Raw genomic sequence first — 15,547 nt, 5'->3', positions numbered from 1 at the left:
AATATATATTATGACATGCATTCATATACTCAAGGGTATCAATAAAGGAGGAAGAACATCGTGGAACTGCTTCAGTTGCATTATTTTCAGACGGTGGCCAGAATGGAGCATATGACCAAGGCTGCGAAGGAACTCCGAATTGCCCAGCCTGCGCTCAGCAAGACGATTGCCAGGTTAGAGGAAGATTTGGGAGTACAGCTGTTCGATCGGCAGAATCGGCAAATCAAGCTCAATTCATTCGGGAAGGCTTTTCTGAAAAGCGTAGATACGGCATTATCAGCGCTTGAGGAAGGGAAGAGAGAGGTGTCGGATTTGGCAGGTATGGAGCGGGGCAGCATCCGCATTGCAACGACGGCACTGCCTCGGCTGTCCAAAGCATTGGGAGCTTTCCGTGCGCGATATCCTGATGTGAATTTCCGCATTATCCAGATTCCGCCTGACTCGATGATGGAGATGGTGCAGATGCTGGAGAATGGTGAAGTCGATTTATGCTTTGCGGCTGCGGCATTGGATGATGACAAGTTTAGGGAAATCCCGGTGCTCCATGCCGAGGTGTTCTTGGCGGTACCCCACGGTCATCGATTGGCGGGCAGGAAGAGCATTTCCCTTCAGGACGTTGCGGGGGAAGCCTTCATCGAATACAAGGAAGGCCACCCGTTCCGTAAAATGAATGAGGAGTTCTGCCGATTGGCCGGGATCAGCCGGGATGTCGTCTGTGAAGTGGATGAACCTGCCGCTTTGGGAAGTCTGGTGGCCGCCGGGCTTGGAGCCGCATTTGTACCCGGGTGCAAAGGGGATGAAGAGCCGCCGTACGCGATGGTGCGTATCGAGAAACCTTCCTGCTACCGTACCTTCACTCTAGCGTGGCTGGAGCAGCGATATTTGTCCAAGGCCGCAAGAGAATTCCAGTCATTCCTGGTAGACTATTTCGGCGAGTTTCAGGAGCCGATGATGCATAGGGACGTGATCTGACAGATCACGTCTTTTTTCCTGTCCCGGCGATCCCCTTCTACATAGGCCGGGCCATCTACGCATACAGATAGATCAAGAACTTTCAAGGGAGGAATACGATGCTGGATCCAGTACTGACATCTCCGAATTTGAAGCTGTTTGCGGACTCGAACGACACTTTGAACTATAAACGCGATGCGGGAAATTACATAACCCAGGTGTTTGAAAACCAGATGCCGGCCATTGCCACAGGATTCTTCAACGTTCATATGACCAAAGGAATTATCATCCAGCCTCATTGGCATACGAATGTCGATGAGCTGGTGTTTGTCATCAGCGGCGAAGTGCTGACTTCCGTATTTAATCCCTTCACCCAGAAGCTGATGACCTACAAGCTAAAACCGGGACAGGTATCGATGTTACCAAAAGGCTGGTTCCACTGGATTCTGACGCTGAGCGACAAAGCCCATATTCTGACTATATTTGATAAGCCGACGCCGGATATCGTATATGGATCGGACTTCCTTAGGCATATTCCCAAGGAGATCTTGCATATCGCATACTGCGTGAATGAGGAGGATTACGCCAAAGCGGTTGCTCCGCTGAAGGAAACGGTCATATTGGGGCCACCGCCGGGCTGCGGCAAGCGGGACGAACATGCCCCCTACGTTGAATCGATTCAGCGGCAGCCGTTTGGCCAGCCATTTCCGTTTAACGCACAGCAACCTTCGCCGCCTAGCTATTATGGATATGCACCACCGCCATCATATCCATCATATCCATCGTATCCATACAATTATCAACAAGCGAGGATGCAGCAGTACGGCGTTTCCCCATCGTATTCCCCTTATTCACAGTCGCCATCGTATCCACCGCAAGCTTCCTTCTCGCCATCCTATGCGCAACCGGCACCCTATGCGCAACCGGTAACCTATTCGCAGCAGGCACATCAGCAATCGTCATTCTTCCAGCCGCAGCCGTTCCAGCAGCTTCAGTATCTGTACAGAACGAGCCCGGATCCAGAGCCAGTCTCTAGCCGTGGTCCTGAACCCGATACGGAAATTGAGCGAGAGGGCCAGTGACAGCATAAGCTTGCCGTCTGTTGCAAGCGGTATAAGATGATGAGCCTGATCATTTAGTGACGACTCCGAAGTCTTCAAACTCCCTTGGTGGTTTCTTTTGAAACCAACCCCCCGGAGAAGAAGGCTTCTTTTTGTATCCCGGATCGTCCGTATATTTTCCTTCCGAAAAAAGCCTTGCCTGATCTGGAACGTTCTGGTATGCTATTGTCCTTCTCTCATTTTCGCCTTGTCTGAAGTGGATGGGTCCGCCATCTAAAATGCTTATCGGAGGTGCTTCATGCTTTATTTCACATTGGCTTCCAAAGCCTATGCCCGCAATTTGCAGTACCGCGGCGCACACATGGTGCACAATATCGCCAGCGCGATGTTTGGCTTCATGTATGCCTGTATCTGGATCGGTCTCGGTGCAGACTACGCACTCGGAGATTACGGAACGCAGGGAATGGTCGGTTATATCGCCTTTACACAAGCTGCGCTCTGGGTTTCCAGTTTCGTCACGAATGGCCTCGGCATTCCCCAAGCCGTGCGAACCGGCCATATTTCTCTGGATTTGATGCGTCCCGTTCATTTGTTCAGTCATTTGATGGCCAAGGAATGGGGGCAAATCGCCTACCAATTCGTTTACAAATCAATCCCGATCTACCTGGTGTATTACTTTGCCTTCTCGCTGCATTTACCCGGAAAAGCAACTACCTTCCTCTATGTTGCCATTGCGCTTGCAGGAGCCGCTTATTTATCGATCTGCATCAACTATCTCATCGGCGCATCCGCATTATGGACAACGGAATCGTCCTGGTTGTATTGGGGCAACCATGCGATGATCAATCTTCTTGCAGGCTTCTTCATTCCGATTGAATGGCTGCCGGGCTGGCTTCAGACGATGGCCTGGTGGTCGCCTTATCCGTATTTGCTCTATGTGCCGACCCGAATCTATCTGGGTTTTGATGACGTTTCCTATCTATGGGGGACGCTCTTGTGGTGCGTGCTGCTCACGATGGCCAGCCTGCTGGCAACAGGCTTCCTAAGACGGAAAGTGGAGGTGCAAGGAGGATGACCACGAGATCCTGGCTATCTCTGTATGCGCTGCTGATCCGCACCAGCATCAAAAGCCGCATGCAGTACAAATTCAATTTTATCCTGGCTTCGTTTCTGGCGGCGCTGATCCAAATTTCTGAATTTCTTATGGTTGCTATCGTGCTTTACAAATTTGGGGCCATTCAGGGGTGGTCCATGCATGAAATCGGGTATTTGTTTGCTGTTATGACCTTATCGAAGACGCTCTACCGGACGTTTGCGGATGAAGTGCACCATCTTGAACACTATCTGGTCAACGGGGAGCTTGACCAGCTGCTGACTCGTCCCATGCCGGTACTGCTGGCGCTCATGCCGCAGAAATTCCGGATTATGCTGGGCGAAGTGCTGCAGGGCGGTTTTCTGCTCTGGTGGTCGCTGCATGGCATGATGGCGGCAGGGCAAGTCGGATGGAGCGCGGTGCCGCAATCGCTGTACATTATCGTCACGGGGGCCGTCATCCTGTTCTCGATCGGACTCGCGACCGCCACGTTCGGTTTTTGGACGACCCGGATCACCGAGCTTCAAAATATTACGGAGGACGCGGCCCGGACGGCAGCCCAGTATCCGCTCACGCTGTATCCCAAATGGATGTCGTCGATCCTGCTGATCGTGGTCCCGGTCGGTTTAGTCAATTACATCCCGTCCTTATACATACTGCGGGGCGAGCTCGGCGTTTGGGTGCTGCCCGCATTGGCTGGAGCGGCTCTGGTATGTCTCTTCTTAAGTCTGAAATTCTGGCAGTTTGGTTTGACCAAATATCAAAGTACAGGGAGCTAAAGGAGGAATGTGTCAATGATTGAAGTCCACGACATACGCAAGGAATTCAAAACGCCGGTTGTGAAGGAGGGGCGCTTCTCCGGGCTGCGAACCCTGTTTACGAGAGAATACCGGACGAAGGAAGCCGTGAAGGGAATCAGCTTTCAAGTGGAGCAGGGGGAATTCGTCGGTTACATCGGACCGAACGGGGCCGGCAAATCCACCACCATCAAAATGCTAACCGGCATTCTCCACCCGACCTCGGGTCACGTATCGATCGGAGGCATGAATCCGCACAAGGAGCGGCGCAGCGTCGTGAACAACCTGGGCGTTGTATTCGGTCAGCGGAGCCAGCTGTGGTGGGACCTGCCGGTGAAGGATTCCTACGATATTTTGGCTAAAATGTACAGCGTGGATCAGGCGGACAAGGAGCGCAGACTCGGACAGTTTGCCGAATTGCTGGATTTACAGGCGTTCTGGGAAACGCCTGTACGCAAGCTGTCGCTCGGGCAGCGCATGCGCGCCGACCTCGCCGCCGCGATGCTGCATGATCCGGACGTGCTGTTCCTGGATGAGCCGACGATCGGTCTGGACGTAAACGCCAAACGGAACATCCGCCATTTTCTCAAGCTGATCAACGAGCAATTCGGCAAGACCATACTGCTCACGACGCATGACATGGATGATATCGAACAGCTGTGCAATCGCGTGATGGTCATTAACAACGGCGAGCTGTCTTATGATGGAACGGTAAAGTCATTACGAGACACCATCGGGCTGCCTACCGTGATTACCGTCACTTTCCGCGGTCCTTTTGTAATTCCCGAGGAATTTTTAGGCGAAGAGGCTTTTACCGTCCCGATTCGGGTGACAAGCACGCTGGATAACACCGTCACCATTGAGGTGAATCGCCGCGAGATGAATACGCTTGATATTTTTAAAGAGCTGGGCCGCTGGGGCGAGCTGGATGATATCGATATGGAAGATCCTGATTTCGAAGATGTGATTCATAAGGTGTACTGAACAGAGTCAAGAGCGGGTTCCACCGCATATTTAAACTAAACTTAAACTACAAGTCATCTGAATGCTCTTTTCGTTAAGTATGATGAGCTTGAGGTGATTGACATGAATCATTCAAGAATGAAGAAAGCCGGGTATACGGCTTGTTTTGCCGCTGTTATGTATGCCCTCCCCCATTATTGGTGGGGACTTGGCATCGGGTTTGCATTCCCGGGGGATTTCCAGGAAGCGCCTGATGATTTTTGGACGCACGTGATCGGTTACTGGGGAATGGGTACCCTGGCATTATTGGCAGCCGTATTCGCGCTTGCTTTTGCCAGACCGTGGGGGCTGCGCTTACCGAAATGGTTGCTAATTATACCAGCTGCCATCGGTTCTGTTTTGCTGTCATTATGGGGATTCACTTACTTCATCATGCAGTATTTGTTGGCGGTCGGCCGCGTTCAATCGGCCCCCATGTATGCCGTTCAAGATGCAAGCCCCATGGCGGTGTGGGGATACTTCTGGTACGCGCTCTTTCTGATCTGGGGAATTTCACTGGGTGCAGCAGCATACTATGCGGGAAAAGTTCGTAAGCAGAATAAATCAAATCGTTTCACTAAATAACGCATGTATTTCTTTCGTTGGACATTTTTGGTAACCTTGTACAATATAATAGGATACACACCTAAAGAGGAGCCTGCACGGTTCCTTTTTAATTTGGGTGCAAATGGACATAGAGGAAGTATAATATAGAGATAGAGGAAGGAAAACTCTGCTCTGATCATACGAGCCCAAGAATAACATCTACATATAAAGGATGAGCCACCATGAAGTTGATGAAGCGGATCTGGTTCCGTATCGGTAATCATTACAGAAAGAAGCGGGATTTTGAACAAGCCCTTAAATATATGAGAAAAGGCGAAAGTGCCATTACCAGTTTCAATGATAAGCTGCACTATGCGGAGCTGCTGCACAACAGCGGCCATTCGGAAGAGGCCGTAGCTTATTTGGGGCGTGTGATCGATACGAGCGGAAGCCATCGCGCTTATGAGCGGCGAGCTCATATTTTGCGTGAGCTGAACCGGGAGCGCGAGGCCATTGAGGATCTAAATGAAGCGATTCGGTTGAATGCCGACAATTATATGAATTGGTATACCCGGGGGATTGCCCACAAAGATTTGAATCAATATGAAGAGGCGATCCGCGATCTGAAGGAAAGCATTAAAAGAGAGGACAGGAGCACGGTTATTTCGACTTATTATGAGCTGGGCATGACCTTTTACGAGAGCGGCAATCCGGCGGAAGCGGCGCACTATTTTCGCCTAAGCATCCAGGAGCCGGAACGCGCCATCCCGATGTATTATTACATGCTGTCCGTATCCCTGGATCTAATGGATCATGTGCAGGAAGCCGTGGGTGTTCTGCAGGAGGGAATCCAGCTGGCCGATCGGTATGAAGCGGAAGCGGATGGCGGATATGCGCTGTTTGCAGGCAGCACAAACTACAGCTACGGTGCATTTCAGACGTTTCAGCGGCAAATGCGGGAGGCGTATTCCTTTCGGAAATCTATGGCGGACCTGTACGTGCAGCTTGGGGACATGGGACAGGCCGAGCACTATCTGTCGGAGGCCATTGAGCGGTATCCGGATTCATACGAGCTTTACTTAAAGAGAGCGGAGGTCTTCAACCGTTCCGGTAACAAAAATGCAGCTAAAGCGGATTTGGCATGGGCGATTGAAGCGGCGCCGGACGATTACCGCGCGTATTTCGACATGGCCCGGATTTATCGCGAGGATGGTCTGGAGGATCAGGCCTACGAGCTGATTTCGAAGTTGTATGCAAGACAGCCGGACTCCCCGCTGGCCTGCTATTGGATGGCCGACTGCTATTACCGGCTGGGTCGTCAGGAGGAGGCGCTGGCGATCAATGACAAGCTGCTTAAGCTTGAGAATGATGATGCACCGAACTATGTGCAGCGCGCCGATATTTACATGGAGATGAATGATCTGCCATCTGCGGAGCAGGCTCTGAAGGAAGCAGCCGCGCTTCAGGACGGGACTGAAATCCGCAATAAGCTGAGTTATGTGCTCTATCTTCAGGGACGCAATGAGGAAGCGCTGCTTGAACTGCAGGAAGCAGTTAAGCAGGAGGAGTCCTTCTCCGAGCATCCGACGTATTTGGCGGCCAGCGGGCATATCTATAAGGAGATGGGCATGTGGGATCTCGCCATCGATGCTTATTCCCAGGCGATCCAGGCGCATCCGTCGAATCCGAGATTTTACGAGTTTCGTGCCGTTTGCTTTGTGGAGACCGGACAGCTGGAACGGGGATTAGCGGACTGCGCTCAAGGACTCAGTTTGAACCCCGGGCAAGGCAGCCTCTACAGCCTGCGAAGCGGAATCTACTATTCGATGGCGGATTTTGCGCGGGCGAAGGAAGATACACTACAAGTGCTGGAGCTTTCGCCGGGTCATCCGGGCGCTTATTTCAGACTGGGACAGATTTATTACAAGGATCAGGAAGAGGATGCGGCATTGGCTGCTTTTGACGAGGTACTGAGGCTGGTTCCCGAGCATGCCGACAGCTATCTGTACAAAGCACATATTTATTACAGCCAGTTCGAGCATGAAGACGCCATACAGGCCATCGTGAACTGGAGCTTGCATCTTCAGAAGGAGATGCCCCCGGCTGATAAAATCCAAGCCATCGAAGGCTTGGAGGGCTTTGAAGAGAGTTTGCTGAATAAGGCGGTAGAACGGTTAACGGGCATGTATGGGCATCAGCTTTATTTGTCCTGAATGCCGCTCTTAACCAGCAGAATCATGTAATCCTGCATTCACTCTGTAAGTCCGATGCTCATGTAGGGATGCGTTGATCACGAAGAAGTTAGAGTCCGCCAAGAAGTGGTGTCACATTTTGTCTAAAATTATGGTATGATTCAATAGTTGTTGCAGCATAACATGCTCGCAGGCTGCATAGCCAAGCGGGCTTTCTTCATGTGCAAGGAGGGGGATTATCATGATCTCACTGCAAGAGGTCAGTAAAAGCTTTGGCAGCGGCAGTGACCGTTATCAGGCGATAGACGCTGTCTCTCTTCATATTGAGGAGGGAAGCATACACGGAATCATCGGCACGAGCGGAGCCGGAAAATCGACGCTGCTGCGCATCATGAATGTACTGGAGAGACCGGATTCCGGCCGAGTCGTGGTGAATGGTCAGGAGCTGACCTCCCTTGGGGGCAGGGAGCTTCGGGAGGCAAGAAGATCGATTGGCATGATCTTTCAGTTGTTCCAGCTGGTCAGCAACCGGACGGTATGGGGCAATGTTTCGATGCCGCTTGAGCTCGCAAAGGTACCGAAGATCGAACGGGCGAATCGTGTCCAGGAGGTTCTGCGTTTTGTCGGACTTGAGGATAAAGCGAAGTCGTATCCGGCTCAGCTAAGCGGCGGGCAGAAGCAGCGGGTAGCGATTGCCAGAGCGTTAGCCAATTCGCCGACCGTCTTGTTGTGCGATGAGCCGACCTCTTCCTTGGATCCCCAGACAACCGCGGATATTCTGGAGGTGCTCCGGCATATCAACCGAACGCTGGGGGTAACCATCGTAATCGTTTCCCACGAGATGGACGTGGTGAACGACATTTGCGACCAGGTGTCCGTTATGGAGAACGGACGTCTGAGCAGAACGTACCGCAATCAGCTAAGCGATGGAGAGACTTCTCGGGGTTCCGGATCTTCAATGGACGGTGCAGGGAAAGTGGGGGATTGTTAGTTCCATGAATGACATCATTCCATATTTAAGTGATTATTTTGCCTATGTCCTGCAGTATCAGAATGAAATCTGGCGGGCGATTGGCGAGACGTTCATCATGGTGGGCATATCGATTGCTGCCGCTATAATACTGGGTCTTCCGGTAGGAACACTGCTATTTTTGTGTCGAAAAGGCCAGCAGTATGAGAATCGCCTTCTATTCTCCATTTTGAATGCCTTGGTTAACGTCATACGGTCATTCCCGTTTCTGCTTCTGGTTGTCATTATGATACCGGTCACGAGATGGATCGTCGGCACTTCCCTGGGGACGCTGGCCGCTGCGGTGCCTTTATCCGTCGTTGCGGTGGCTTACTATTCAAGGCTGGTAGAGCAATCCTTGCTGGAGGTGCCGAAGGAAGTGATGGAAGCGGCCGCTTCCATGGGGGCATCCACACTCCAGATGATATACAAATTCCTGTATGTAGAGGCCCGCTCGGGCCTTGTACTTGGGCTGACAACATCCACGATCAGTTTTATCTCGTACTCCACGGTGATGGGGATAGTGGGCGGGGGTGGCGTCGGGGACTTCGCGATCCGTTACGGGTACCAGCGATTTGAGGGAGAGCTTATGTCATTTACGATCATCATTATGATCATTCTGGTACAGTCCATCCAGTTCGGCGGGAACCTGGCATCCAGGCTGCTGGATAAGAGAAAAGTTTAATTCTATTTTTTGAACGCATGCACACCGATTATATTTTAACTGGAGGTAACCAAACGATGAATAAGAAATTAATGCTGCTGATGCTGACCCTCTTGCTGGTGCTGGCAGGCTGCGGACAGCAACCTGCCAAGGACAAGACTCCGGAGAGCGCAGCACCCGATGCCGCGGAAGAAGTTACATTAAAGGTTGCAACGCTCATTCCGCCAATGACCGAGGTGCTTGATCTGGTGAAGCCGATGCTGAAGGAAGAAGGCATCAACCTTGAAATCCAGATCTTGTCCGATAATGTGCAGCCGAACAATGCGCTGGCCCATAAAGAGGTAGATGCGAACTTCTTCCAGCATGTGCCGTACATGGAAGAGTACAATGCGAACAACGGCTCGGAATTGGTTCCGGTCACGCCGATCTATAATGCCGTTTTTGGAGCCTACTCCAAAAAATATAAGACCATCGAAGAGCTTCCGGATGGTGCAAGCATAGCGATTCCTAACGACCCTTCCAACATCGGCCGATCCCTGGTGATGTTCGAGAAGACCGGCCTGATTAAGCTGAAGGAAGGTGTCGGCATTCAAGCGACGCAGGCGGATATCGTGGAGAATCCGCATAAATACAAGTTCACCGAGGTGGATCTGCTCATGCTGGCCCGTACGCTCGACGACGTCGATATGGTTGCCATGACGCCAGCATACGCGAAACCGCTGGGACTTACCCCTAAGAAAGATGCTCTTGTAACCGAAGGCAACGACTCCGATTTCACCATTACGCTGGTGGCCCGTAAAGATAATGTGGATTCCGAGCCGATCCAGAAGCTTGCCAAGGCGATGACCAGCCCGGAAGTGAAAAAGTTCTTCGAGGATAACTACTCCGAGATTGCGCTGCCGGCTTTTGAATAAAGCGCGTATTTTATGGTTCGCAATAACCGTTTTCCGAGGTTTTCGGGGGACGGTTATTTTTTTGAGTGCGGCCAAATATGGTATACTCTTCATGGATTTGAGAGGTGCACCTTACATACCCATACGTATTGGAGTTGAGAATTTATGAAAAAAGAAGTAATCGACAGACTCATTACCTATGCACAAGTGGATACGCAGTCAGACGAGAACAGTAATACCTGCCCTTCGACACCGGGACAGCTGACACTGGGTCAGCTGCTGGTGGACGAGCTGAAGGAAATCGGCATGCAGGATGTCACGATGGATGAGAATGGCTATGTGATGGCCACACTTCCGGCAAACTCGGATAAACCAATCCCGACCATCGGCTTTTTGGCACATATCGATACGGCTACCGATTTTACGGGCGCCGGTGTCAAGCCGCAGATCGTCGAACAATATGACGGACAAGACATCATTCTGAACAGAGCGCAGAATGTGGTGCTCTCCCCGCGGGATTTTCCGGAGCTGAGTGGCTACAAGGGGCATACCCTCGTTACAACGGATGGCACCACCTTGCTTGGAGCTGATGATAAAGCGGGAATTGCCGAGATTATGACGGCGATGGCTTATTTAATCCAACACCCGGAACTGAAGCACGGTAAAATCCGGGTTGCTTTTACGCCGGACGAGGAGATCGGAAGAGGACCGCACAAGTTCGACGTGGAGGCCTTTGGGGCTAAATACGCATATACGATGGATGGCGGACCGCTCGGGGAGCTTCAATACGAAAGTTTTAATGCGGCAGCGGCGCTGGTCACTTGCAAAGGGAAGAATGTCCATCCCGGAACGGCCAAAAACAAAATGGTCAACGCGGCGAAAATCGCCATGGAGCTGAACAGCATGCTCCCCGCGGAAGAAGCGCCTGAACATACCGAAGGTTATGAAGGCTTCTATCATCTTACTTCCATCGAGGGTGACGTGGAGCTGACCGAGCTTCGTTATATTATCCGCGATCATGACCGGGAGCTTTTCGAAGGAAGAAAGGCCAAGCTGGCTTCTATCGTAGAGGAGCTTCAAAACAAGTATGGAGCCGAGCGGATCATCCTACAGATGAAAGATCAGTATTACAATATGCGTGAAAAAATCGAGCCGGTCAAAGAAGTGGTCGACATCGCCCAGACAGCCATGGAGAAGCTGAAAATCAAGCCGATCATCGAACCGATCCGCGGTGGCACCGACGGTTCTCAACTGTCGTACATGGGCCTGCCAACACCCAATATTTTTACGGGCGGGGAGAACTACCACGGGCGGTATGAGTATGTATCCGCCGACAATATGGTATTGGCCGTTCAAACGATTATTGAAATCGTGCAGTTGTATGAGGAGCGGGCTTAAGTTAAATCTTTTCAAAAAGGAGCTGCCGGCAGGAATGCCGGCAGCTTTTTCGTATGCTCTTGTTTGGGCCCGCATTAGATATCTTGCCTGTCTATAGATCATGCTTTAGTAGAGCCTTTCTCCAGGCTGTATTTATACTCGCTTGGGGTCATGCCTGTCCATTTGCGAAACTGCTTGGAGAAATAGAGTGCATCATTGAAACCGACAGAGGAAGCAATCTCATGAATGGAGAAGGATGATTTCATGAGCGACTTGGCTTTCTCAATACGTACCTTCATGAGATATTGCATGGGGGACATGCCTGTATGCTGTTTGAACATTTTGGATAGATGTGCCCGGTGATAGCCGAGCGTTTTGGCCATTTGATCAATGGAGAGCTGTTGATGATACTGGGTCGAGATCCATCTCTCGGTCTGCCTTACGCCTCGCTCGATATCCGGCACGTCATTGGAGTTTGACGGAAGATGCTCACGGTTTAACATCGCCAGCTTATGGAGCAGCAATCGGAGCCACCCGGAAGCCTGAAGATCCTCAAGCCAGGGATGATCCGATTGGTTAAAGCCCAGACGGAGATGACGGTACATGTCGATTAGCGACCTTAGCTCAGCTTCATCCGTGCAGTGGATAATCGGCTTAGCCGGCGTAACACCCATGTCGGCCAGCAGCATCTTGGTGCCTTTTTCTTGTAATGCAACCCAGTTATAGTGCCAGGGGTTCCGATCATCGGCTTCATAGCTGAAAAGAACTCCGGGAAGGATCACGAAGGTATCGCCTGCCTGGCAATGATGTACGATGCCGGCACACTCGAAGATGCCTTGGCCTGTTAAGACGGTATGAATGAGGCAGTAATCATGAATGATCGGACCGATTTTGTGGCGTGGTATGGGAGTTCCCTCACCGCTGAACAGGATGTTCAGGTCGTGACCGCCCGGCGAAGGATTCATACCAATCGTGTAGAGCGTATGGTCTGGCAAAATAGACATGCCCGCTATCCCCCTTAAACGTGTGCGAGATCAATCGATATCGTAGATGTTGAGTTAGGGTTAGCTTACCTAATGAAACAACAAATGTCCATATCGCACTTGTTTTGCTCCATATTCAAAAAAGACCGATTATCATATAGTTAGTCTTGTGAAAGCGTATTAATTCATGGAGTTTAGGGAGGGAATTAATTGATGTCTAAGATTACATTTATCGGAGCAGGAAGTACCGTATTTGCCAAGAATGTCCTGGGGGATTGCATGCAGACCCCGGCCTTGCAGGGATTTGAACTTGCTTTGTATGATATTGACCCGATCCGTTTGAAAGATTCGGAGAACATGCTGAATAATATAAAGAAGACCAGCGGCAGCACCTGTGTCGTCAAATCATACAGTGACCGCAAGGAAGCTCTTCGCGGAGCAAAATATGTCATCAATGCCATCCAGGTCGGAGGATACGATCCGTGTACGATTACGGACTTTGAAATTCCGAAGAAGTATGGACTCAGACAGACGATTGCGGATACTGTGGGAATCGGCGGGATTTTCCGTAATCTCCGCACCATCCCGGTCATGCTGGATTTTGCGGCCGATATGCGGGAAGTTTGTCCACAGGCGCTGTTCTTGAATTATACGAACCCGATGGCGGTGCTGACCAATGCGATGAACACGCTGGGCGGCGTGCAAACGGTAGGTCTGTGCCACAGCGTACAGGCTTGCATTCCGCATCTGTTCGATAATCTGGGGATGGACAAGGAAGGCGTGCAGGCCAAAATCGCCGGCATTAACCATATGGCATGGCTGCTTGAGGTAACGAAGGATGGCGTGGACCTGTATCCGGAAATCAAGAAGCGCGCGGCCGAGAAGCAGAAGGAGAAGCATCATGATATGGTTCGTCTCGAGATGATGCTGAACTTCGGTTACTACATTACGGAGTCGTCCGAGCATAACGCCGAGTACCATCCATATTTCATCAAGCGTAACTATCCGGAGCTTATTGAGCGCTTTAATATCCCGCTGGATGAATATCCACGTCGCTGTGTGAACCAAATCGAGGGATGGAAGGCGATGCGCGAGGATTTGGTCAACAACCAGGATCTGAAGCACAACCGCTCCCATGAATATGCCTCCTACATTTTGGAAGCGATCGAGACCAATGTTCCGTTCAAAATCGGCGGCAATGTGATGAACACGGGACTGATCACGAACCTTCCAAAGGAAGCTTGCGTTGAGGTTCCGTGTCTGGTCGATGCCAGCGGCGTAACCCCGACCTATGTCGGCGATCTGCCTCCGCAATGTGCCGCGCTGAACCGCACCAATATCAATACCCAGCTGCTGACGCTGGAAGCGGCGGCAACCGGCAAGAAGGAGCATATCTATCATGCGGCGATGCTCGACCCGCATACGGCTGCCGAGCTGTCCATCGATGACATCAAGAGCCTGTGCGACGACCTGATTGAGGCGCATGGAGACTGGCTCCCTAAATACCAATAAGGCTGATACCACTTAAGCAAAAACAACAGAATTTTTGCAGCAAAAGAAATATTATTCCATAAAAGAGAGACGCTCTGGTATCTACAGGGGCGTCTCTCTTTATCGTTAACGGATTGCGCGCGGAAATTACCTATGTTATGGATTTATATTGGCGTGCGGGAGCGTGATGAGAAACACCGTTCCTGATCGTGGCGAGCTCCGAACCGAGACACTTCCATTCATGGCGCGAATGGCTTGATAGGAGAAGGTGAGTCCAAGTCCGGTGCCGCTCATTTTAGTGGAATAGTAGATTGAACCGAGACGACTCAATTGCTCAGGGGTCATGCCGATCCCGTTATCTTTGATTTCGATGGACACCTGTTCTGCTTCTTCATAGATGGTGACGTGGACCGTGCCTCTGTCGACGTCTTTGCTGGCCTCAATCGCATTCTTAATAAAGTTGACCAACAGCTGCTTGAGCTCCGCCGGACTGCCTAAAATGTAAATGGGGAGCTGAGGGTAATCAGCGCTGAGGGTCACGTTGCTCATATTAGCATATGAAATCATGAGCTCGACAACAGACTTGATCTGGGCCGAAAGCTCGATTCTTTGCTGAAACGGCAAGTGTGGTTTGCTGATCGAGAGATACTCGGACAAGATTTGCTCGGTCCGGCGAATTTCCTCCATGCTGATTTCCAGAAAACGTTCGGTTTTTTCCTGAGGGAACGTACCGCTCTTAATCAATTGCAGGAACCCAAGCACGGTTGTCAGCGGATTGCGGACCTCATGGGCAAGGGATGCGGCGACATGATTGACGGCTTCGGCTTTCTCATTCTGGATATACCGCAGATAAAGCTCTTTGTCGGATACGGATTTGTTAAACAGGGTCACGAGAAGCCATATTCCGAGCGAGTTATGAACCGGCATAGCTAGAATATTGAATACGAAGTTATTTATGATGTAGTCAGGTTTGGTTATGTAGAGTATCGTGAGCGGGAGAATAGAGAAGCTGATACCTGCTATAAAAACGATCCAAAATTTGTGTTTGGTTCGATGGTACATGAATGACAATAGAACGGACAGCGGGAACGTAAAGATCAAGATAATAATGGCGTCGATCATGCCGGATCCGCCAATGTACAACCTGTAGATTAGAAATTCCACAAGGAGAATTGCCCCAGTCAGGAACCCTCCGAACAGCATGCCGAAGAACATAATGACATACCGCACGTCAAAGATCAGCCCGCTTTGAACGGACGAAGCAAAGGTCATGGACAGCAGCATGCACAGCGAACAAATGACAATGATGAAATTACGGGAATAGTTAACTGTCAGTTTTCTGTAATAGATGTTGTATGCGACAAAAGGCATCAATGCAAACAACAACTGCAGCAAAACATCTTTAATCACAGGCAGTAGGCCCACCCCTTTGAAGAGTATCGAATCGTCCGCTAGATTACCTTGTCCATTCAAGTTCGACGTCAATTG

Annotated in this window: 14 protein-coding genes; 12 read left to right on the top strand and 2 right to left on the bottom strand. The window is 50.8% G+C overall.

The features are described 5' to 3' along the window. Positions 1 to 60 precede the first annotated feature (60 nt). From M4D81_RS14260 to pepT, 11 genes are all read left to right on the top strand, one after another. Positions 61 to 972 (top strand): LysR family transcriptional regulator, encoded by a 912-nt coding sequence (locus M4D81_RS14260; protein ID WP_220686243.1) that lies wholly within the window; start codon positions 61 to 63, stop codon positions 970 to 972. Between the two features lie 98 nt (positions 973 to 1,070). Continuing rightward, positions 1,071 to 2,033 (top strand): cupin domain-containing protein, encoded by a 963-nt coding sequence (locus M4D81_RS14255; RefSeq protein WP_260066974.1) that lies wholly within the window; start codon positions 1,071 to 1,073, stop codon positions 2,031 to 2,033. 277 nt (positions 2,034 to 2,310) lie between these two features. Continuing rightward, positions 2,311 to 3,087 carry an ABC transporter permease gene (locus M4D81_RS14250; protein WP_260066973.1) on the top strand — a complete coding sequence of 259 codons (777 nt, stop codon included), beginning with the start codon at positions 2,311 to 2,313 and terminating at the stop codon, positions 3,085 to 3,087. Continuing rightward, on the top strand, positions 3,084 to 3,884 hold the full coding sequence (locus M4D81_RS14245; protein ID WP_071223555.1) for an ABC transporter permease: 801 nt from the start codon (positions 3,084 to 3,086) through the stop codon (positions 3,882 to 3,884). Before M4D81_RS14250 ends, M4D81_RS14245 begins: the two co-directional genes overlap by 4 nt. A gap of 15 nt (positions 3,885 to 3,899) precedes the next feature. Beyond that, entirely contained in the window at positions 3,900 to 4,886 is a 987-nt protein-coding gene (locus M4D81_RS14240) for an ABC transporter ATP-binding protein (RefSeq protein WP_260066972.1), read from the top strand. A 102-nt stretch (positions 4,887 to 4,988) separates the two neighbouring features. Beyond that, the gene (locus M4D81_RS14235; protein WP_260066971.1) at positions 4,989 to 5,489 is read left to right on the top strand and encodes a DUF3995 domain-containing protein; all 501 of its coding nucleotides are present in this window, start codon (positions 4,989 to 4,991) and stop codon (positions 5,487 to 5,489) included. 203 nt (positions 5,490 to 5,692) lie between these two features. Then, positions 5,693 to 7,663 carry a tetratricopeptide repeat protein gene (locus M4D81_RS14230; RefSeq protein ID WP_260066970.1) on the top strand — a complete coding sequence of 657 codons (1,971 nt, stop codon included), beginning with the start codon at positions 5,693 to 5,695 and terminating at the stop codon, positions 7,661 to 7,663. 220 nt (positions 7,664 to 7,883) lie between these two features. Continuing rightward, positions 7,884 to 8,633 carry a methionine ABC transporter ATP-binding protein gene (locus M4D81_RS14225; protein WP_260066969.1) on the top strand — a complete coding sequence of 250 codons (750 nt, stop codon included), beginning with the start codon at positions 7,884 to 7,886 and terminating at the stop codon, positions 8,631 to 8,633. A gap of 4 nt (positions 8,634 to 8,637) precedes the next feature. After that, on the top strand, positions 8,638 to 9,336 hold the full coding sequence (locus tag M4D81_RS14220; RefSeq protein ID WP_071223550.1) for a methionine ABC transporter permease: 699 nt from the start codon (positions 8,638 to 8,640) through the stop codon (positions 9,334 to 9,336). A 56-nt stretch (positions 9,337 to 9,392) separates the two neighbouring features. Next, entirely contained in the window at positions 9,393 to 10,229 is an 837-nt protein-coding gene (locus M4D81_RS14215) for a MetQ/NlpA family ABC transporter substrate-binding protein (RefSeq protein WP_260066968.1), read from the top strand. A 144-nt stretch (positions 10,230 to 10,373) separates the two neighbouring features. Next, positions 10,374 to 11,606, top strand: a complete 1,233-nt coding sequence (gene pepT, locus M4D81_RS14210) for a peptidase T (protein WP_260066967.1) — start codon at positions 10,374 to 10,376, stop codon at positions 11,604 to 11,606. 98 nt (positions 11,607 to 11,704) lie between these two features. Here pepT and M4D81_RS14205 read toward each other — a convergent pair whose 3' ends face one another. Further along, positions 11,705 to 12,589: a helix-turn-helix transcriptional regulator gene (locus M4D81_RS14205; RefSeq protein WP_071223547.1), complete on the bottom strand. Its 885-nt coding sequence runs from the start codon at positions 12,587 to 12,589 to the stop codon at positions 11,705 to 11,707. Between the two features lie 192 nt (positions 12,590 to 12,781). On the opposite strand from M4D81_RS14205, the gene melA reads away from it, so the two are divergent. Continuing rightward, positions 12,782 to 14,080, top strand: coding sequence for an alpha-glucosidase/alpha-galactosidase (gene melA / locus M4D81_RS14200; protein WP_113056501.1), 1,299 nt, complete (start codon positions 12,782 to 12,784; stop codon positions 14,078 to 14,080). Positions 14,081 to 14,215: 135 nt separating this feature from the next. Here the strand turns inward: melA and M4D81_RS14195 are convergent, their stop codons facing one another. After that, the gene (locus M4D81_RS14195) at positions 14,216 to 15,469 is read right to left on the bottom strand and encodes a sensor histidine kinase (RefSeq protein WP_260066966.1); all 1,254 of its coding nucleotides are present in this window, start codon (positions 15,467 to 15,469) and stop codon (positions 14,216 to 14,218) included. Between the last annotated feature and the right edge of the window lie 78 nt (positions 15,470 to 15,547).

It is taken from the genome of Paenibacillus sp. p3-SID867 (assembly GCF_025142895.1).
Lineage (GTDB): Bacteria > Bacillota > Bacilli > Paenibacillales > Paenibacillaceae > Paenibacillus_AQ.
Note: the sequence above shows the minus strand (reverse complement) of the source record. Positions and strands in the feature narration are given on the sequence as shown.

What these genes read in the sequence shown, in the direction of transcription:
- M4D81_RS14255 (WP_260066974.1), top strand. Translation starts at nt 1,071, where the DNA reads ATGCTGGATCCAGTACTGACATCTCCGAATTTGAAGCTGTTTGCGGAC.
- M4D81_RS14250 (WP_260066973.1), top strand. Translation starts at nt 2,311, where the DNA reads ATGCTTTATTTCACATTGGCTTCCAAAGCCTATGCCCGCAATTTGCAG.
- M4D81_RS14245 (WP_071223555.1), top strand. Translation starts at nt 3,084, where the DNA reads ATGACCACGAGATCCTGGCTATCTCTGTATGCGCTGCTGATCCGCACC.
- M4D81_RS14240 (WP_260066972.1), top strand. Translation starts at nt 3,900, where the DNA reads ATGATTGAAGTCCACGACATACGCAAGGAATTCAAAACGCCGGTTGTG.
- M4D81_RS14235 (WP_260066971.1), top strand. Translation starts at nt 4,989, where the DNA reads ATGAATCATTCAAGAATGAAGAAAGCCGGGTATACGGCTTGTTTTGCC.
- M4D81_RS14230 (WP_260066970.1), top strand. Translation starts at nt 5,693, where the DNA reads ATGAAGTTGATGAAGCGGATCTGGTTCCGTATCGGTAATCATTACAGA.
- M4D81_RS14225 (WP_260066969.1), top strand. Translation starts at nt 7,884, where the DNA reads ATGATCTCACTGCAAGAGGTCAGTAAAAGCTTTGGCAGCGGCAGTGAC.
- M4D81_RS14220 (WP_071223550.1), top strand. Translation starts at nt 8,638, where the DNA reads ATGAATGACATCATTCCATATTTAAGTGATTATTTTGCCTATGTCCTG.
- M4D81_RS14215 (WP_260066968.1), top strand. Translation starts at nt 9,393, where the DNA reads ATGAATAAGAAATTAATGCTGCTGATGCTGACCCTCTTGCTGGTGCTG.
- pepT (WP_260066967.1), top strand. Translation starts at nt 10,374, where the DNA reads ATGAAAAAAGAAGTAATCGACAGACTCATTACCTATGCACAAGTGGAT.
- M4D81_RS14205 (WP_071223547.1), bottom strand. Translation starts at nt 12,589, where the DNA reads ATGTCTATTTTGCCAGACCATACGCTCTACACGATTGGTATGAATCCT.
- melA (WP_113056501.1), top strand. Translation starts at nt 12,782, where the DNA reads ATGTCTAAGATTACATTTATCGGAGCAGGAAGTACCGTATTTGCCAAG.